This window comes from Bradyrhizobium canariense, from assembly GCF_018130465.1.
In the GTDB taxonomy this organism is placed as follows: domain Bacteria; phylum Pseudomonadota; class Alphaproteobacteria; order Rhizobiales; family Xanthobacteraceae; genus Bradyrhizobium; species Bradyrhizobium canariense_C.
In genome coordinates this window covers 1-19,056 of record NZ_JAFCKJ010000020.1, presented here as the reverse complement: position 1 = coordinate 19,056, position 19,056 = coordinate 1, and the positions used below count along the sequence as shown (strand labels likewise).

The following is a 19,056-nucleotide window of genomic DNA, read 5'->3' as shown; positions in this document are numbered from 1 at the left end:
CTCCAACTATCTTTTTTCTAGAATCGCTTCAGGGCTTTCAGGACTTTTGCGGGCGTGATCGGGATGGAATTGATCGTCGCATCGAACGGTAAGAGCGCATCGTTGACGGCGTTGAGCACACAGGCCGACGCCGCCGCCGTCCCCGCCTCGCCGCATCCCTTGGCGCCGAGCTCGGTGTCGGCGGTCGGTGTCTCGACATGGGCGATGACGATGTCAGGCATCTCCATCGGCATCGGGACGAGGTAGTCGGCGAGCGAGCCGTTCACGAGCTGGCCGGTCTCGCTGTAGCGGCATTCCTCGAACAGTGCCGCGCCCAGTCCTTGCACGATGCCGCCGCGGAGCTGCTCGTCCACCAGCATCGGATTGATGACCCGGCCACAATCCTCGACGATGAAATGCTTCAACACCTTGATGAAGCCGGTCTCGACGTCGACCTCCAGCGAACAGCCCTGGATGCCGTTGGTGAAGGCGAAAGGATAGCCCTGCGGGGCGAAATGATGGCTCACGGTGAGCTGGGCCTGCGTGCCTGGCGGCAGCGTATCGGAACGGAAATAGGCAATGCGCGCGATCTCGGAAATCGGCATCCGCTGATTTCCCGTGCCAGCGTCGACGACCTCGCCATTGATGATGTCGAGTGCCGATGGTTGCTCCTGGAGGATGAGCGCGGCGATTTCCAGGATGTTGCGCTTGAGCGCGCGCGTGGCCTGGAGCGCGGTCTCGCCGCCGATGCCGGCGCCGCGGCAGGCCCAGGTGGCACCGCCATGCGGCGTCACCTCGGTATCGCCAGTGATGACCTTGACATGCTCCTGCGCAAGGCCGAGCTGATCCGCCACGATCTGGCTGATGATCGCCTCGGTGCCCTGCCCCTGCTCGGTGACCGAGATCAGGCAGCGCACCTCGCCTGATGGCGTCAGGCTGAGGATCGCACCGTCCTGCGAGGAGATACGGGCGCCGCCGACGCCATAGAACGCGGGGCTTGGATTGGTAATCTCGACAAAGGCCGCGATGCCGATCCCGCGATAGATGCCAGCCTTGCGCAACTCCGCCTGCTCGGCGCGCAGCGCGTCATAATCCATGATCGCGTGCAGCCGCTTCAGGCAGGCCTGATGCGACAGCGCCTCGAAACGGTAGCCGGTCGGCGAGGTCTGCGGGTAGGCATCATCGGCGATCAAATTCTGCGCGCGGATGGCGAAGGGATCGAGACCGACCTTCGCCGCGGCCATGTCGACCAACCGCTCCGTGACGGCGCAGGCGATGGGATGGCCGACGGCGCGATACTGGCTGGTCTGCACCTTGTTCTGAAAGATCACCTCGAGCGTCGCGCGATAGTTCTTGAAGCGGTAAGGCGCGCCCATCAGGCGGATCACCTGGTTGCCCTCCACCACGCTTGTCCGCGGATAGGTCGAAAACGCCCCGATCGCGGTCAGGTCCAGCACGTCCATCGCGAGGATTTCGCCCTTGGCATCAAGCGCCATCCGGGCGCGGACGCGGTGGTCGCGGGCGTGGATGTCGGAGACGAAGGACTCGATGCGGTCGGCGACGTATTTGACGGGACGGCCGAGCAGGATCGAGAGGCCGACCACAGCCATGTCCTCGTGATAGACATGCAGCTTCATCCCGAAGGAGCCGCCGATGTCGGTCGCGATCACGCGAACGCGGGCCTCTGGGATGCCGTAGTGGCGCGAATAGAGGTCCTGGAACTGATACGGCGTCTGTGTCGCATGATGCACGGTGAGCGCACCGGCTGCGGGATCGTAATCGGCGACGATGGCGCGCGGCTCCAGCGTCACAGCCGTATGGCGTCCGAAGCAGAATTCCTCTTCCACCACATGGGCCGCATGCGCAAAGGCGTCGTCGACGCTGCCGCTGTCGAGCTGGCTGCGGAAGCAGACGTTGTTGGCATTGCCGGGATTGATCAGCGGCCCACCGGCCTCACGCGCGCTGTCGATATCGGCGACGACGGGAAGGTCCTCGTAGTCGATCTCGATCAGTTCCAGCGCATCCTCGGCGATCGCACGGCTCTCGGCAACGACCGCAACCACCGCCTGCCCGGCCCAGACCACGCGGTCCAGCGGCAGCGGCAATTGCGGTGTCGAGGTCATTCCCTTGAAATGGTCGAGCGTGCCGGTCCAGGACGTGCAGATCTTTGCGAGATCGGCACCGGTCGCGACGAGATGCACGCCTTCGAGCGCGCGCGCCTGCTCGGCATCGATCGAGATGATCTTCGCATGCGCATGCGGGCTGCGCAGGAACGCGGCATACAGCATGCGCGGCAGCCGGAGGTCGCTGACATAGCGCCCGCGCCCGGCGAGCAGCCGCTTGGCGTTCGGGCGCGGCACGGAGCGGCCGATATAGGAATTCGGGCGGTCGAGCGAAGTCAGCGGCGCGCTCATGTCGCGCCTCCGCTTTCGCTGCGCGCTCTTGCCACGGCGTCGATGGCATCGACGATCGCTTCATAACCGGTGCAGCGGCAGTAATTGCCCGACAGCGCGTCGCGAATTTCGTCGCGGCTGGGCCGCGTCACCTGCGAAAGGAGTTCGTGCGCGCTGACCAGCATGCCCGGCGTGCAAAAGCCGCATTGCAGAGCGTTGCGGCGGTGGAATTCGGCCTGGAGGTCGGCGATCACGCCGCTCTCGGTGAACCCTTCGATCGTGTCGATCCTGGCGCCGTCAGCCTGCACTGCGAACATCAGGCAGGAGTGCACGGCGCGGCCGTCGAGCTGCACGAGACACGCGCCGCAGGCGCCCATCTCGCAGCCGGCATGCGTGCCGGTCAGCTCGAGCGCGTTGCGCAGGCAATCGACCAGCGTCTCGCGCGGCGCGACCTCACAGGCGACCTTGCGGCCATTGACGACGAAGCGAACACGCACGGTCTCGTCCGCATCGCCCAGAAGGGATTCGTCGAAGCCGCTCATGCGCCCTCTCCGAGACGTCCGAGCATGCGCCCGAGCAAAACGCGGGCGAGATGCAGCCGCATCGCCGGCGGCACCTCGTCGCTGTCCGGCGGCGCGAGATCACTTGCGAGCGCCGCCTGCGCTGCGGCGATACGCTCAGCGCCAAGGCTCGAGCCGATGAGCGTAGCCTCCGTTCCCTTCACCCGCGTCGGCGTATTGCCGACCGAAAAGAACGAGATGCGTATGTCATCGATAATTTCGCCGGTGCAGGTCGCGAGCATGCCGCAACCGACCAGCGCATAGTCCCCGCGTCGCCGGGCCAACTCGTCAAACGCAAAGCGCTGATCGGCCTTGAACAGCGGGACGAAGACCGCGGTGATCAGTTCGCCGGGCTGCAAAGCCGTCTCGAACAGGTCGACGAAGAAGTCGTCGGCCTTGACGCGCCGGCTGCCGGAAGGGCCGATGATCTCGATCTCGGCGTCGAGAGCCAGCGTCATCGCCGGAAATTCGGAAGCCGGATCGGCTTGCGCGACACTGCCGCCGAACGTGCCGCGGTTGCGGATCGCGGGATGGGCGATGAAGGGCGCAGCCGCATGCAACAGCGGCGCGAACTCGGCGATCAGCGGCTCGCTCAGCATCTCGCAATGGCGAGTAAGCGCACCGATACGCAGGAATCCGCCTTCACGCCTGACGCCGCGCAGCTCGCCAATGCGCGTAATATCGATCAGCAGCCGTGGCGCCTGCAGCCGTAGCGACAACGCCGGCACGAGACTCTGGCCGCCGGCAATGAAACGCGCGTCGTCGCCGGCGCGCGCGTGAGCGTCCAGCGCCTGGTCGATCGTCGCAGCGCGAAAATAGCTGAAAGCCCTCGCCTTCACCGCCGTTTCCTCAGATCCCTCGGCTCATCAGCCAGGACGCCAGATTTGTAACCATCTGGTCTCAAAATCCTGACACGCCGTCAGAAGCCGGTCAACAGGAAATGACCATTTGGTTACAAATGCGCCTTGGGCTATGAAGACGACTGGACGTGCGATTTAGCGACGAGATGGCCCGAAAAGCGCAGAAAACGGCGAAGCGACCGGTTCGTAGGCGGACCGGGACAGGCAGCAAGTCCGCGCCAAGACGCCGCAACATGCGTGCGGCCGACCGCGAGCGCGCAATCCTGGACGAGGCGATTCGATTTTTTGCTGAGCGCGGCTTCGAGGGGCAGACGCGCGAGCTCGCCAAGCGCATGGGCATCACGCACTCCGCGATCTATCGCCACTTCCCGAGCAAGGAAGCGCTGATCGAGCGTGTCTACCAGGAGGTTTATCTCAGCCGCTGGTCGCCCGATTGGGGTCCGATGATCCGCGACCGCTCGCTGTCGCTGGAGGCGCGGCTGACGCGCTTCTATCTCGACTATGTCGAACGCGTGTTCGAGTACAATTGGGTGCGGATCTTCGTCTTCTCCGGCATGAAGTCGTTCGGCATCACCGGCCGCTATCTCGACATCATCAGGCGCGAGATCATCGAGCCGGCGGCCGGCGAGCTGCGCCACGACCTGAAACTGCCCGAAGCAAAGGCACATCCGCTCGGCGAGCGCGAGACCGAGCTGTTCTGGGGCCTGCACGGCCGCATTTTCTATCTCGCCATCCGCAAATTCATCTACGAAACGCCGATCCCGGCCGATCTCGACGCGATCGTCCGCGATGCCGTCCAGTCTTTCATGGACGGCGCGAAGACGACGATGCCGAGGCTCCTGGCGCGCGACTGAGCCTGGCTACTTCGCCAGGCTCGGCAGATCGAGCCCTTTGTCGCGGGCGCAGTCGATCGCGGTCTCGTAGCCCGCGTCGGCGTGGCGCATGACGCCGCTGGCGGGATCGTTCCAGAGCACGCGCGCGATCCGCTTCGCCGCTTCCGGCGTACCGTCGGCGACGATCACCATGCCGGCATGCTGGGAATAGCCGATACCGACGCCGCCGCCATGATGCAGCGACACCCAGGTCGCGCCACTGGCGCAATTGAGCAGCGCATTGAGCAAGGGCCAGTCGGACACAGCGTCCGATCCGTCCTTCATTGCCTCGGTCTCACGGTTGGGGCTCGCCACCGAACCGCTGTCGAGATGATCGCGGCCGATCACGATGGGTGCCTTCAATTCGCCGCGCGCCACCATCTCGTTGAAGGCAAGGCCCAGGCGATCGCGATCACCGAGCCCGACCCAGCAGATCCGCGCCGGCAGGCCCTGGAACTTGATGCGCTCCCTGGCCATGTCGAGCCAATTGTGCAGGTGCTTGTCGTCAGGCATCAGCTCCTTGACCTTGGCGTCGGTCTTGAAGATGTCCTCGGGATCGCCCGACAGCGCGGCCCAGCGGAACGGCCCGACGCCGCGGCAGAACAACGGTCGGATATAGGCGGGGACGAAGCCGGGAAAATCGAAGGCGTTCTTCAGGCCCATGTCCTGCGCCATCTGGCGGATGTTGTTGCCGTAGTCGAGCGTCGGGATGCCTTGCGCATGGAAATCCAGCATGGCCTGAACGTGCTCGACCATCGAGGTTTTCGAGGCGCGCTCCACGGCTTTGGGGTCGGCGGCGCGCTTGGCTTCCCACTCCGCGAGTGTCCAGCCCTTCGGCAAATAGCCGTTGATCGGATCGTGCGCGCTGGTCTGGTCGGTGACGATGTCGGGCTTGACGCCGCGGCGGACCAGTTCGGGAAAAATCTCCGCGGCATTGCCGAGCAGGCCGACCGAGACCGCTTTCTTCGTCTTCGCCGCCTCCGCCATGATCGCGAGCGCTTCGTCGAGCGTTGCGGCTTGGCGATCGAGATAACCGGTGCGCAGACGCATCTCGATGCGGCTCGGCTGGCATTCGACCGCCAGCATCGAAGCCCCGGCCATGGTCGCAGCCAGCGGCTGCGCGCCGCCCATGCCGCCAAGACCGGCGGTCAGAATCCATTTGCCGGCGAGGCTGCCGTCATAATGGCGACGCCCGATCTCGACAAATGTCTCGTAGGTACCCTGTACGATGCCCTGGCTGCCGATATAGATCCAGGAACCCGCCGTCATCTGGCCGTACATCATCAGGCCCTTGCGATCGAGCTCGTTGAAATGATCGAGCGTCGCCCAGTGCGGCACGAGGTTGGAGTTCGCGATCAGGACACGCGGCGCGTCGGCATGGGTGCGGAACACGCCGACCGGCTTGCCGGACTGGATCAGCAGCGTCTCGTCGGCTTCGAGCTTGCGCAAGGCCGCAATGATCCGGTCAAAGCTCTCCCAGTCACGCGCGGCACGGCCGATGCCGCCATAGACGACGAGCTCGCTCGGACGTTCTGCAACGTCCGGATCGAGATTGTTCATGAGCATGCGCAAGGGAGCTTCCGTCAGCCAGCTCTTGGCACTGATTTCGCTGCCGCGGGGCGCGCGGATGGTGCGGTCATTGTCCAGTCGGCGGTTCATGCGGAACACCTCGTCAGGCAAGCGTCGGAAACGGGCCAGTTGAAAGTACGGCGAGCGCCGCAGCCGGCAGCGCGTCGGCTTCGACCAGCGCTGCAGCCTTGGCGAGATCGCCGGCCATGTAGCGATCGGCGCCGAGCGCCGGCACCTGCTCGCGCAGTGCGGCAATGACGGCAACGAGCGGCGCGCTCGTCGCATGCGGCGCGCGCAGCGTGATGCCTTGGGCGGCGACCAACAGCTCGATGCCGAGGATGGCAGCGAGATTGTCGGCCATGTCGGACAGGCGTCGCGCAGCATGCGCGGCCATCGAGACGTGGTCTTCCTGGTTGGCACTGGTCGGCGTCGAGTCGATCGAGCAGGCGGCCGCGCGCTGCTTGTTCTCGGCATAGAGCGCGGCCGCCGTCACCTCGGCGATCATGAAGCCCGAATTGATGCCGGGATCGGGCGTCAGGAACGGCGGCAGGCCGAAATTGAGCGCGGGATCGACCAGCGTCGCGATGCGCCGCTCGCTGATCGCACCGATTTCCGACAGCGCGAGCGCGATGGCATCCGCCGCAAAGGCCACCGGCTCGGCGTGGAAATTGCCGCCGGAGACGATCTCGCCGGTCTCGACCAGCACGAGCGGATTGTCGGTGACGGCATTGGCCTCGACGATCAGCGTCCGCGCCGCCTGCACGATCAGGTCGAGCGCTGCGCCCGCGACCTGCGGCTGGCAGCGCAGGCAATAGGGATCCTGCACGCGCTCGTCGCCTTCGAGATGCGACAGGCGGATGTCGCTGCCGTCGAGCAGCGCCATCAGGGTTGCCGCCGCCGCGATCTGTCCGGAATGACCGCGCAGCGCCTGGATCTCGGGGCGGAACGGAGCCGTCGAGGCCATCGCCGCATCGACCGACAGCGCGCCGGTGACGAGCGCGGCGCGGGCCAGGCCAAATGCGCGCAGCACGCCGGAGACGGCGTAGGCGGTGGAGAATTGCGTGCCGTTGATCAGCGCGAGCCCTTCCTTGGGCCCCAATGTCAGCGGCACGACGCCGGCGGCTGCGAGCGCCTCGCTGCCCGATACGATCTTGCCGTCGACGATCGCCTGTCCTTCGCCGATCATGACCGCAGTCATATGCGCGAGCGGCGCGAGATCGCCGGAAGCACCGACCGAACCTTGCTGCGGCACCAGCGGATAGACGCGCCGCGCCAGCATGGCCTGCAGTTGCTCGATCACCTCGCGGCGCACGCCGGAGGCGCCGCGCCCGAGCGAGATGATCTTCAGCGCCATCATCAGGCGGACGATCGGCTCGGGGGTTGCCGCACCGACGCCGCAGCAATGCGAGACGATGAGATTGCGCTGGAGCAGCGCGGTCTGATCGGCCGGAATGCGCTTCGAGGCCAGTTTTCCAAAACCGGTATTGATACCGTAGACGGGAACGTCGGCTCGTGCAGCCCTTGCAACGATCTCCGCGGCCGCGTCGACGCGCGGCCAGAACGCGGGATCGAGTAGCACTGATTGCCCTGCGAGCACGCGCGCGAGATCATCGAGGCTGACCGCTCCCGGCTTGACAACGATCGGCGCGCTCTGCTCCGTCACTGTCCCCTCCACACCCGGCGGTGCAGCGGATTGAAGCCGATGCGATAGACCAGCTCGGCGGGGCGCTCGATGTCCCATATCGCAAGGTCGCACCATTTGCCGGCCTCTAACGTGCCGGTATCATCAAGCACGCCGAGCGCTCGCGCACCTTCGCGGGTGACACCGGCAAGGCACTCGGCCACCGTCATCCGGAACAGCGTCGCACCCATGTTCATTGCGAGCAGGAGCGAAGTCAACGGCGAGCTGCCGGGATTGCAATCGGTCGCGAGCGCCATGGCAACGCCGTGCTTGCGGAACGCCTCGACCGGCGGTTTTTGCGTCTCGCGGATGAAGTAGAAGGCGCCGGGCAGCAGCACGGCCACCGTTTTAGCCTTTGCCATCGCAGCGGCACCGGCTTCGTCGGTGTGTTCGAGGTGATCGGCCGATAGCGCCGAGAATTGTGCGGCGAGCGCGGCACCGCCGAGGTTCGAGAGCTGGTCGGCATGCAGCTTGACCGGCAGTCCAAGCCGCCTCGCCGTCTCGAACACCCGCGCCGTCTGCTCCCCGGAGAATGCGATACCCTCCATGAAGGCATCGACGGCATCAGCGAGGCCGGCCTTTGCGACCGCCGGCAACATCTCCTTGCAGACGAGATCGATGTAGCGATCCTTGTCGCCCTCCGCCTCGATCGGCAGCGCATGCGCGCCGAGGAAGGATGTGCGGATCGCGACCGACCGCTGACAGCCCAGGCTTCGCGCGGCGGCCAGCTGCCGCATCTCGGACGCGGTGTCCAACCCGTAGCCGGACTTGATCTCGACCGTGGTGGCGCCCTCGCCAATCAGCGCATCGAGCCGCGGCAGCGCGTGTGCTACGAGTTCGGCCTCGCTTGCCTTGCGCGTCGCGGCCACCGTCGAGACGATGCCGCCGCCGGCGCGCGCGATCTCCTCGTAGCTCGCGCCCTTCAGGCGCAGCTCGAATTCATGGGCGCGGTTGCCGCCATAGACCAGATGGGTGTGGCAATCGACGAGACCGGGCGTAATCCAGCGCCCTTCGCAATCGATCCGGTCGGCTGCATCGGCATTCGCCGGAAAATCGGTCCGCGCACCTGCATAGACGATACGGCCGCCGCGCGCCGCGATCACGCCGTGCTCGATCTCACCGGGATCGGGACGGTCGGCCCGCATCGTGGCGAGCCGGGCGTTATGCCAGATCCGGTCGAAGCGCTCTGCCATGCAACTGTCCCTTCGCGGATGCCCCTGCGCCCTGGGATGCTTGACTTATATGTCTAGACATATAATCGTGTCGCGGTTCTGTCCAGCCGGCATGGAAACATGACACGACTGCATTTCGCCTCCGCGCTCCTGCCCTCGGGCTGGGCCAATGACGTGCAGGTGGTGATCACCGCCGGCGCGATCGCCGAGGTGACGCCGGGCGTGGCCGCGGCCGCCGGCGACGAGCGTCACCAGATCGCGCTTCCGGGATTGGCGAGCCTGCACAGCCACGCGTTCCAGCGCGGCATGGCTGGTCTCGCAGAGCTGCGCGGCGATAGCACCGACACCTTCTGGACCTGGCGCGAGACGATGTATCGCTTCGCGCTGGCGATGACACCTGACGACGTCGCAGCGGTCGCGACACTGCTTTATGTCGAGATGCTGGAGCAGGGTTTTACCCGCGTCGGCGAATTCCATTATCTGCATCATGATCGCGACGGCTCGCCCTACGCCGACATCGGCGAAATGGCCGCACGCATCGCGCAGGCCGCCGAGACTTCCGGAATCGGGCTTACGCTGCTGCCGAGCTTTTATGCGCATGGTGGCTTCGGGGGCACAGCACCGCACGCCGGCCAGCGCCGCTTCATCTGTACGGTTGATCAATTTTCCGCGCTGATGGCCGCTTCGCGCAAGGCGATCGAACAATTGCCAGGCGCGAATATCGGCATCGCGCCGCACAGCTTGCGCGCTGTGACGCCGGCCGAGCTTGCAGCGATCATTCCGCTCGCGGACGGCGGCCCGGTGCACATTCATGCCGCCGAGCAGGTGAAGGAAGTCGAGGATTGCCTAGCCTGGTCGGGACGACGTCCGGTGCAATGGCTGCTGGAGCACGCGCCCGTCGATCAGCGCTGGTGCCTCATTCACGCCACCCACACCACAGCGGAGGAAGTCCACGCGTTCGCCAAGACCGGCGCGGTCGCCGGACTCTGCCCCATCACCGAGGCAAGCCTTGGCGATGGCATTTTCCCGGCCCGCGAATTCGTCGGTGCCGGCGGCGCCTTTGGCGTCGGCACGGATTCCAATGTGCTGGTCGGCGTCGCCGACGAGCTGCGCCAGCTCGAGTATGGCCAACGGCTCAAGCACCGCGAGCGCAACGTGCTTTCTGCTGGTGCAGGCCGCTCGACGGGACGCGCCCTGTTCGATCATGCGTTTGCAGGCGGTGCGCGGGCACTGGCACAGATGTCAGTCGGTCTCACGCCAGGTGCGCGCGCCGACATCGTCGCGCTCGACACCACGCATCCCTCGCTGGCGGGGCGCGCGCGCGACGCCGCCATCGACGGCTGGATCTTTGCCGCGGGCAGCGGCGCGATCGATTGCGTCTGGGCCGGCGGCGACAAGGTCGTCGAAGGCGGCCGGCACAGGCTGCGCCAGGCCGCGCGCGAACATTTCAACGCATCGGTGCGGAGGCTCGTTGCATGAGTCTCGCTACTGATGCGGCGGACCAGCCGACGCTCTATAAACGGATTCGCGCCGATATCGAGAAGCGCATTCTGACCGGGGAGTGGCCGCCCGGGCATCGCATCCCGTTCGAGCACGAACTGGTCGCGCGTTACGGCTGCTCGCGCATGACTGTGAACAAGGCGCTGTCGGAGCTCGCACAAGCCGACCTGATCGAGCGGCGGCGCCGTGCCGGCTCCTTCGTTCGCCGGCCGCAACACCAATCTGCCGTGCTCAAGATCGCCGACATCCGCGCCGAGATCATCGCGCTCGGCCGCGGCTACGGCTACGAGCTCATCGGCCGCAAGCTCCGTACCGCAACCGCGGCCGACCGTGACCGCCTCGGCGTCAAGAAGGCCGGCAAGGTGGTCGCGATCAACTGCCGCCACAGCGCCGACAACGTTCCTTTCGCCGTCGAGGACAGGCTGATCGATCTGGCGTCGGTGCCGGATGCGGCGACTGCGGATTTTTCGCGTGAGCCACCCGGCTCGTGGCTGCTTCACCATGTTCCATGGACAGAAGCCGAGCATACGATCAGCGCTATCGTTGCGGACGATCGCACGGCGGAAGCGCTCGACATCGCCGTCGGCGCACCCTGCCTCGTGATCGACCGCTACACCTGGCGCAGCGCGCGCACGATCACCGCGGTGCGCCTGCTCTATCCCGGTGACTCTCACCGCCTTGTCGCCCGATTCAAGGGAGGCTGAGAGGACGATGTCGGCACAAATCGTGCAACGCTTCGGGCAGCGGTCCATGAGGACCGACCAAGTTCAACAGGACGTCAATCCATCGATCGGCAAGAGGACGACAATCATGCGTAGTTCGAAAGTATTTGCGACAGTCATTGCGCTTACGGTCTCCACCCCCGTGCTCGCCGACGACGTCAAGGTCGGCGTCGGCATCTCCGGATGGACCGGCTTCGCACCGCTGACCCTGGCGAAGGAAGCCGGCATCTTCAAGAAGAACGGCCTCGACGTCACCATCAAGAAGATTCCGCAGAAGGATCGCCATCTCGCGATCGCCTCCGGTGACGTCCAGTGCGCGGCAACGACCGTCGAGACCTGGATCTCCTGGAACGCCAACGGCGTCGCGACCAAGCAGATCTTCCAGCTCGACAAGAGCTTTGGCGCCGACGGCATGGCCGTGCGCAACGATCTCGCCGCGATCAAGGATCTGAAGGGCAAGACGGTCGCGGCTTCCGCGCCCGGCACCTCGCCCTATTTCGCGCTGGCCTGGATGCTCAAGAAGAACGGCCTGTCGGTGAAGGACGTCACCGTCGTGAACCTCGAGCCAGCCGCTGCCGCGCAGGCCTTCGTCTCCGGCCAGAACGATGCCGCGATGACCTATGAGCCGTATCTGTCGACGGTTCGTGCCGCACCCGACAAGGGCAAGATCATCGCGACCACGCTCGACTATCCGATGGTCATGGACACGTTCGGCTGCACGCCGAAATTCCTCACCGAGAACCCGAAGGCCGCCAAGGCGCTCGCCGACAGCTATTTCGAGGCCCTCGACATGATCGCCAAGGACCAGGCCAAGGCCTACGAGATCATGGGCGCCGACGTGAAGCAGACCGGCGAGGCGTTCGGCAACTCGGCAAAGTATCTGCGCTGGCAGGACAAGGCTGCGAACCAGAAATTCTTCGCCGGCGATTTCCTGACCTTCAACAAGGAGGCCGCCGACCTCCTGCTGGAGATTGGCATCATCAAGGCCGCGCCGAAGGTCGAGGATCTCTTTGACGCGAGCTACATCAAGTAAGTCTCTCGAGAGCCGCCGGCCCCGTCTCACCACGGGGCCGGTAAACTTGTTCACCGCCCGGATAGACCGTTGATGCGTCCCCTCGATCCTGTGACGTCAAAGCAGCGCGTGGCTTACGGCCTTGCGTTCTTCGTGGTGTTCGTTGCCCTCTGGTCCTGGGCGACCTTCGGCGGCCACGTGTCGAAAGTGTTCCTCGCCAACCCGCTGACGATGGTGCAGGAAGGCGTCGATCTGATCACCAAACAGGGCTTCCTGTTCGACATCGGCATGACGATCTGGCGCGTTGTCGGCGGCTTCGTGCTCGCCGCGATCATCGCGATACCACTCGGCGTGCTGATGGGCGCGTACAAGCCGGTCGAGGCCTTCCTCGAACCGTTCGTCTCCTTTGCGCGCTATTTGCCCGCCTCCGCCTTCATCCCGCTCCTGATCCTGTGGGCCGGCATCGGCGAACTGCAGAAGCTGCTCGTCATCTTCATCGGCTCGGTATTCCAGATCATCCTGATGATCGCGGTGACCGTCGGCACGACGCGGCGCGATCTGGTCGAGGCGGCCTATACGTTGGGGGCCAGCGACCGCGGCATCATCCGCCGCGTGCTACTGCCCTCCTCCGCGCCGGAGATCGCTGAAATCCTGCGGCTGGTGCTGGGCTGGGCCTGGACCTATGTCATCGTCGCCGAGCTGATCGGCTCGTCCTCTGGCATCGGCCACATGATCACCGACAGCCAGGCGCTGCTCAACACCGGGCAGATCATCTTCGGCATCATCGTGATCGGACTGATCGGCCTCGTCTCGGACTTCCTGTTCAAGGCGTTCAACGCGTGGCTGTTTCCCTGGAGGCTCGCATGACGACCCTCAAGATCGAACAGGTCTCGCGAACCTTTCCCGCGCGCCACGGCAACGCTCCGACCAGGGCGCTGGAGCCGACCGATCTTGTGATCGGCAACAACGACTTCGTCACCATCCTCGGCCCTTCCGGCTGCGGCAAGTCCACGCTGCTTCGCATCGTCGCCGGCCTCGATCGCCCGACCGGCGGACGTGTGGTGCTCGATGGACGCGAGGTGACCGGCCCGGGTGCCGACCGCGGCATGGTGTTCCAGTCCTACACGCTGTTTCCCTGGCTGACCGTGCGCGAGAACATCGCCTTCGGCCTGCGCGAGCGTGGGGTGCCGCAGGACGAGCGCAACAAGATCGCCGACGCCTTCATCCGCCAGGTCGGTCTGTCCGGCTTCGAGAACCATTGGCCGAAACAGCTCTCCGGCGGCATGCAGCAGCGCACGGCGATTGCCCGCGCGCTCGCCAATGATCCAAAGATCCTGCTGCTCGACGAGCCCTTCGGCGCGCTCGACAATCAGACCCGCGCCCTGATGCAGGAAATGCTGCTCGGCATCTGGGAGCGTGACCAGAAGACCGTGCTGTTCGTGACCCACGACATCGAGGAAGCGATCTTCCTTGGCAGCCGCGTCATCGTCATGAGCGCACGCCCCGGCCGCATCAAGGCCGAGATCAATGTGGACCTGCCGCATCCGCGCTCCTACAAGGTCAAGACCACCCCCGAATTCGTCCAGTTGAAGGAACGGCTGGTCGAGGAGATCCGCACCGAGGCGTTGAAGGTTGCCGAACATGCCTGACACTTCTTCGCACGCAAACGGCGAACGCGTTCTCGCCGATCTCAATGCGCTCCGCGCCATCGGCGCCTACAAGAGCGGCGTGCACAAGCCGACCTTCTCCGAGCCGCACAGGCTTTCGCTGGATTGGCTGGTACGGAAGCTGCCCGACGCAGGCCTCTCCGCCGCGATCGACGGCATCGGCAATGTCTTTGGCACCAGCGCAAAGTCGGGACCCAGGCTGCTCGCGGGATCGCACCTCGAAAGCCAGAACTACGCCGGCTGGCTCGACGGCCCACTCGGTGTCGTCTACGCGCTCGAAGCGGCCCGCGTGCTCAATGCCGATCCCTCGCTCAAAGGCGCGGTCGAAGTCGCCGCCTGGTGCGACGAGGAAGGACACTTTGGGCACTTCCTCGGTTCGCGCTCCTATGTCGGGCAGGTGACCGAGGCCGACATTGACGCCGCACGCGACCGAACCAGCGGCCGCACCATGCGGGAGGCACTCACCGACATGGGGCTCGCAGGACGACCGCGCATCGTCGCCGAGCCGGGCCGGCACGTCGGATATCTGGAAGCGCATATCGAGCAGGGCGACACGCTCGAAAGCGGTCGCCTTGCGGTCGGCGTCGTCACCTCCATCGTCGGCATCTGGCAATACCGGATCAATTTCACCGGTGCGCAGAATCACGCCGGCACCACCCGCATGGCCGCACGGAAGGATGCCGGGCTGGCGCTGGCAAAGTTCTGCGTCGCGATCGACGAGCGTTTCCCCGATAGCTGCGGCCCGCGCACGGTCTGGACCACCGGCCGCATCACGCTCGATCCGGGCGCGCCGAGCATCATTCCGGGTGCGGCCGAAATGCTGTTTCAGATCCGAGACGACGATCCTTCCGTCATCGCGCGGCTGGAAAAGCTGCTGCAGAGCATGGCGGATGAGGTCAGCGCGAACGGCCCCTGCACCGTCACCGTGGAAAAACTGCGCACCGGCGCGCCGGCCATGATGAACGCGGGCATCCAGGACGCGATCGAAGCCGCGAGCAAGGCCCTGGCCGGCGGACGGTCGGTCCGCATGCCCAGCGGCGCCGGCCATGACGCGCAGATGCTGGCGACCGTCATGCCCGCGGGCATGCTGTTCGTGCCGTCGATCGGCGGCATCAGCCATCACTGGACCGAGAACACCGCCGACGCCGACATCGTCACCGGCGCCCAGGTGTTCGTCGACGCGTGCCGGAGGATACTCGGAGGCTAGCGTCGATTTTTTTGCGCATGATCTTTCGGAAGACCGCTGCACACTTTTCCGGATCATGCTCTAGAACGACGTGCCGCCGCCGAACCTGAATTCCTGGACCATGTCGTATTTGCCTTTGGTGATCGGCACGGCGTAGTCGAAGCGCAGCGGCCCGAACGGCGAGGCCCAGATCAGGCCGACGCCGACCGACGAGCGCACCAGATTGCCGTCGTCATATTGCAGTCCGCAGGTCGGACAGGCCTTGGTATTAACCTCCCCGGTGGCCGTCCACGACGTCGGCCCCTGGTAACCCCAGAGCGAGCCGGCATCGGCATAGACCGCGCCCTTCAGGCCGACCTCCTTGGGCAGGAACCAGAACGGCATCTGCAACTCCATCGACGCGCCCCAGTATTTCGTGCCGCCGAGCGCATCCCCACTCGCGCCCAAGCTCCAATAGGTGATATCGCGCGGCCCGATGCCGTTGGACGCGAAACCGCGGACGAGGTTCGGCCCCATCTGGAAGTGATCCAGCATGCGCAGATCCTGGTTGCCGAGCTTGGTGAGGAGACCGCCCTGGAGATGGATGACGTTGACGATCTCGGAGACGAGCGGCGTGTAGTACTTCGTGTCCAGCGCCGTCTTCAGATAGGTGACGTCGCCGCCGACGCCGGCGAAATCCTGCCGGAAGTCGACCAGCAACCCGTCCGTCGGGTTCTTGTTGTTGTCGAGCGTGTTGTAGTTCAGCGTATAGCCAAGCGCAGAAGTCCAGGTCGCGCCGTTCGCCAGCTCTTTCCGGACCGGCAGGCTCGACTCGCCGTCGCCGTAACAGCCATATCCATAGACGCCCGAATCCGTGGCGTTGGTCGGGTCCGCGCCGCCCAGAACGTTCTTGATATAGGCCGGCGTCGGGTTGTAGGCGAGCGACGTGCTCGCGGCGTTGTTGTTGCAGTTGTTGTAGGCGCTGGCGAGCGTGATGCTCTGCTGATAGAGCGAGTAGCGGAGCTGGAGCGAGAGATCCTCCCGCAATGAGAGGCCGATGCGCGGCGAGAAGCCCAGCGTCGTCGTGCCGTAGCTGGTATAGCTGTTCGACTTCTGCTGCTTCCAATAAGTGTCGAAACCGAGCGCCATCCGGTAGTCGAGCAGATACGGCTCGACAAAGGACAGCGATACGCCGCGCGAATACTGGCCGTAGCTGACGGAGGCCTTGGCGTAGAGTCCCTTGCCGAGCAGATTGCGCTCGGAGACCGAGACTTCGGCCAGCGCACCATCGGACGTAGAGTAACCGCCCGAGATCGAGAAGTCGCCGGTCGATTTCTCTTCCATGTCGACGATCAGGATCACGCGGTCGCTCGAAGATCCAGGCTCAGTGGCGATCTTGACGCTCTTGAAGTAGTCGAGATTCTTCAGGCGCCGCTCGGCACGGTCGACCAGCGCGCGGTTGTAGGCATCGCCCTCGGAGAGGTCGAATTCGCGCCGGATCACGTAGTCGCGCGTGCGGGTGTTGCCGCGGAGGTTGATGCGCTCGATATAGGTGCGCGGGCCCTCGTCGATGTTGAACACGACGGACACCGTGTGCGCTTCGAAGTTGCGGTCTCCGCCCGGCCGCACCAGGGCGAAGGAATAGCCGCGGCGCGACGCCTCGATCTGCATCTCCTCGGTCGACTTCTCGACCGATTCGACGTTGTAGAGCGAGCCGACATTGACGCGCGAAAGGTTGCGAAGCGATGCTGCGTCGAAATTGGCAATGCTGGAGCGGAAATCGACCGAACCGACACGGTACTGCTGGCCTTCATCAATCTTGAAGGTAACGTTGAAGCCCTTCTTGTCCGGATCGTATTCGGTGAGCGCGGCGACGACCTGAACGTCGGCGAAGCCGTTCTTGAGGTAGAAGCGGCGGATCAGGTCGCGGTCGGCCTCGACCCGGTCGGGATCGTAGATGTCGTTGCTGCCGAGGAAGCTGAGCAGATTGCTCTCATGCGTCTTGATGACGTCGCGCAGGCGTGAGGCCGAGAAGGCGCTGTTGCCGATGAACTCGACCGATTTGACGCCGGTCTTGGCGCCTTCCTCGACCGTGAAGATGAGATCGACGCGATTGTTCGGCTGCTCGATGATCTCGGGCGTGACGCGAACGTCGTAACGGCCGGAACGGCGATAGATCTCGGCGATGCGCAGCGTGTCGGACTGCACCAGCGCCCGCGAAAAGGTCCCGCGCGGCTTGGACTGGATCTCGGCCGAGAGCTGCTCGTCCTTGATCTTCTTGTTGCCCTCGAAGGCAATGCGACCGATCACGCCATTTTCCACCACGGAGACGACGATCCGGCCTCCGGGGCCGCGGTTGATCCTGACGTCCTGGAACAGGCCGGTCCCGATCAACGCCTTGAGGCCGTCGTCGATGGCGGGCTGGTCGAGGCGGCCGCCGGGGCCTGGCCTGAAATAGGAGCGAACCGTCTCGGCCTCGACGCGCCGGTTGCCTTCGACAACGATCGTCTCCACCGCTTGCGCGGCCGCCGGTTGCGGCAGCAGGGCAAGCGGAAGTGAGCTTGCAATCGATATGCCGCTCATCACCACGACGATCAGCCAGGTCCGCAAAAACCAGGTCCGCAAAAACGACATTCCACACCTCAAGAACACCTACCTGCTCTGAAACGAAACGGCTGTGGCCGCGGTGTGGCTTTGAGATTGCTGTACTGTTTCCGGTCGTTGAATTTGATTGGTGGATCAGCCGTGTGGGCATCGCGGCCGCGACGGCCCCGCGCGCTGTCGGCGGCGACTGACCGACATTGAAGCTGCCGCGCACGCGGCTTGCCGCTACGGACGTTCAGCAACATCGCGCAACGTCCGAATCTTTACAGGCGCTCGAGCTGGTGCGAGAGGCGACGGCATCAGGAACTCGCACGGGGTATTTGCCGATGAACGCGATTGTCATGACCAGAACGGTGCTGGTCGCCCTCCTCGCCTCGACCCTCTCCGCTCATGCCGCGACGGCAGGCAAGCGCGACCGACAACAAGCGACACAAAGCGCGGTCTACGACTACGGTCCGCGCGGTCCCAACCGCTCCTACCAGTCCGGTCCGGGCACCCGCATCTATGTGAGCAAACGGTCCTGGCTGGATGGAGGCACCGAGGTGCTGCCGGGCGAGCGCAAATTCACCGACTACGCGCTGCCGCCCGGCACCTCATTCGCTCGCGGCAACAACAACCGGCCGCTCGACCGCCAGCCCCTCAACCCCGACTCGGATCTGGGCGGATTTGCGCAGAAGATTCCGATTGCGTGGTGATCGAACTCGCTCGTGTCCCGGACAAGCTGCAGCGCCGCTTGGCGTTGCAGCGCAGAGCCGGGACCCAGAAGGCGACAAGGTACAATGTGGCGACATGGGCCCCGGCTCAGCAGCGCACCGCAAGGGCGCTGCGCTGCGTCCGGGGCACGGGAGGAGAGTGAGGCGCACCGCCGCCTCAACATCGTCATTGCGAGCGCAGCGAAGCAATCCAGACTGTCACTGCGGAGGGATTCTGGATTGCTTCGCTGTGCTCGCAATGACGGAGCAAGGGGCATCGTCGTCATTCTCCAACGGGCATCTCAAGTGCACTCGTAGGATGGGTAGAGCGAAGCGAAACCCATCACGCACTCGTCCACGCGGAAACATGATGGGTTTCGCAAGGGCTCTACCCATCCTACGCTTTCCGGACACAGCTTCGCATTCTCGCGGCGCGATCCGCCCGAGTTTTGCTTCGTCGCTCCACCCTCTCAAAGCCAAGAGGGCGCAGGGAAGGCCGGGTGCCGGCTGGCACCCGCGGTCCGCTGCGCGAAAGCACACGCAGAAAAACCGCACAGCAGCATACAGGTGTAGCCAATCACTCGGCCTTCCCTGCGCGATGGTTGGAC

15 protein-coding genes are annotated in these 19,056 nt (G+C 64.9%); 8 read left to right on the top strand and 7 right to left on the bottom strand.

Going from position 1 to position 19,056, the window contains the following annotated elements:
- Positions 1–17 precede the first annotated feature (17 nt).
- From JQ591_RS33610 to JQ591_RS33600, 3 genes are read right to left on the bottom strand one after another with little or no spacing between them, the layout of a single operon-like run.
- Entirely contained in the window at positions 18–2,393 is a 2,376-nt protein-coding gene (locus JQ591_RS33610) for a xanthine dehydrogenase family protein molybdopterin-binding subunit (protein WP_211400262.1), read from the bottom strand.
- A complete protein-coding gene (locus JQ591_RS33605; protein ID WP_211400261.1) occupies positions 2,390–2,914 on the bottom strand; it encodes a (2Fe-2S)-binding protein in 525 nt (174 codons plus the stop codon). The genes JQ591_RS33610 and JQ591_RS33605 overlap by 4 nt, the downstream gene beginning before the upstream one ends.
- Positions 2,911–3,771, bottom strand: coding sequence for an FAD binding domain-containing protein (locus JQ591_RS33600; RefSeq protein WP_211400260.1), 861 nt, complete (start codon positions 3,769–3,771; stop codon positions 2,911–2,913). Before JQ591_RS33600 ends, JQ591_RS33605 begins: the two co-directional genes overlap by 4 nt.
- Positions 3,772–4,025: 254 nt before the next feature.
- On the opposite strand from JQ591_RS33600, the gene JQ591_RS33595 reads away from it, so the two are divergent.
- Positions 4,026–4,646, top strand: a complete 621-nt coding sequence (locus JQ591_RS33595; protein ID WP_211400259.1) for a TetR/AcrR family transcriptional regulator — start codon at positions 4,026–4,028, stop codon at positions 4,644–4,646.
- Positions 4,647–4,652: 6 nt separating this feature from the next.
- Here JQ591_RS33595 and hutU read toward each other — a convergent pair whose 3' ends face one another.
- From hutU to hutI, 3 genes are read right to left on the bottom strand one after another with little or no spacing between them, the layout of a single operon-like run.
- Positions 4,653–6,323 (bottom strand): urocanate hydratase, encoded by a 1,671-nt coding sequence (hutU, locus tag JQ591_RS33590; protein WP_211400258.1) that lies wholly within the window; start codon positions 6,321–6,323, stop codon positions 4,653–4,655.
- A gap of 13 nt (positions 6,324–6,336) precedes the next feature.
- Positions 6,337–7,896 (bottom strand): histidine ammonia-lyase, encoded by a 1,560-nt coding sequence (gene hutH, locus JQ591_RS33585; RefSeq protein ID WP_211400257.1) that lies wholly within the window; start codon positions 7,894–7,896, stop codon positions 6,337–6,339.
- A complete protein-coding gene (gene hutI / locus JQ591_RS33580) occupies positions 7,893–9,107 on the bottom strand; it encodes an imidazolonepropionase (protein WP_211400256.1) in 1,215 nt (404 codons plus the stop codon). Before hutI ends, hutH begins: the two co-directional genes overlap by 4 nt.
- A 99-nt stretch (positions 9,108–9,206) precedes the next feature.
- Here hutI and JQ591_RS33575 point away from each other — a divergent pair, with 99 nt between their 5' ends.
- The 6 genes from JQ591_RS33575 to JQ591_RS33550 all read left to right on the top strand — a co-directional run bounded on the left by JQ591_RS33575 (position 9,207) and on the right by JQ591_RS33550 (position 15,194).
- On the top strand, positions 9,207–10,565 hold the full coding sequence (locus JQ591_RS33575; protein WP_211400255.1) for a formimidoylglutamate deiminase: 1,359 nt from the start codon (positions 9,207–9,209) through the stop codon (positions 10,563–10,565).
- Positions 10,562–11,290 (top strand): histidine utilization repressor, encoded by a 729-nt coding sequence (hutC, locus tag JQ591_RS33570; RefSeq protein WP_211400254.1) that lies wholly within the window; start codon positions 10,562–10,564, stop codon positions 11,288–11,290. Before JQ591_RS33575 ends, hutC begins: the two co-directional genes overlap by 4 nt.
- 106 nt (positions 11,291–11,396) lie before the next feature.
- Positions 11,397–12,341: an ABC transporter substrate-binding protein gene (locus JQ591_RS33565; RefSeq protein WP_211400253.1), complete on the top strand. Its 945-nt coding sequence runs from the start codon at positions 11,397–11,399 to the stop codon at positions 12,339–12,341.
- Between the two features lie 72 nt (positions 12,342–12,413).
- The gene (locus JQ591_RS33560) at positions 12,414–13,187 is read left to right on the top strand and encodes an ABC transporter permease (RefSeq protein ID WP_211400252.1); all 774 of its coding nucleotides are present in this window, start codon (positions 12,414–12,416) and stop codon (positions 13,185–13,187) included.
- Entirely contained in the window at positions 13,184–13,969 is a 786-nt protein-coding gene (locus JQ591_RS33555) for an ABC transporter ATP-binding protein (protein WP_211400251.1), read from the top strand. The genes JQ591_RS33560 and JQ591_RS33555 overlap by 4 nt, the downstream gene beginning before the upstream one ends.
- Positions 13,962–15,194 carry a Zn-dependent hydrolase gene (locus JQ591_RS33550; RefSeq protein ID WP_211400250.1) on the top strand — a complete coding sequence of 411 codons (1,233 nt, stop codon included), beginning with the start codon at positions 13,962–13,964 and terminating at the stop codon, positions 15,192–15,194. The genes JQ591_RS33555 and JQ591_RS33550 overlap by 8 nt, the downstream gene beginning before the upstream one ends.
- A 60-nt stretch (positions 15,195–15,254) precedes the next feature.
- On the opposite strand, the gene bamA is transcribed toward JQ591_RS33550, so the two are convergent.
- Complete coding sequence (bamA, locus tag JQ591_RS33545) at positions 15,255–17,735, bottom strand: outer membrane protein assembly factor BamA (protein WP_211400328.1); 2,481 nt, start codon at positions 17,733–17,735, stop codon at positions 15,255–15,257.
- 347 nt (positions 17,736–18,082) lie between these two features.
- On the opposite strand from bamA, the gene JQ591_RS33540 reads away from it, so the two are divergent.
- The gene (locus JQ591_RS33540; RefSeq protein WP_211400249.1) at positions 18,083–18,451 is read left to right on the top strand and encodes a hypothetical protein; all 369 of its coding nucleotides are present in this window, start codon (positions 18,083–18,085) and stop codon (positions 18,449–18,451) included.
- Positions 18,452–19,056 lie beyond the last annotated feature (605 nt).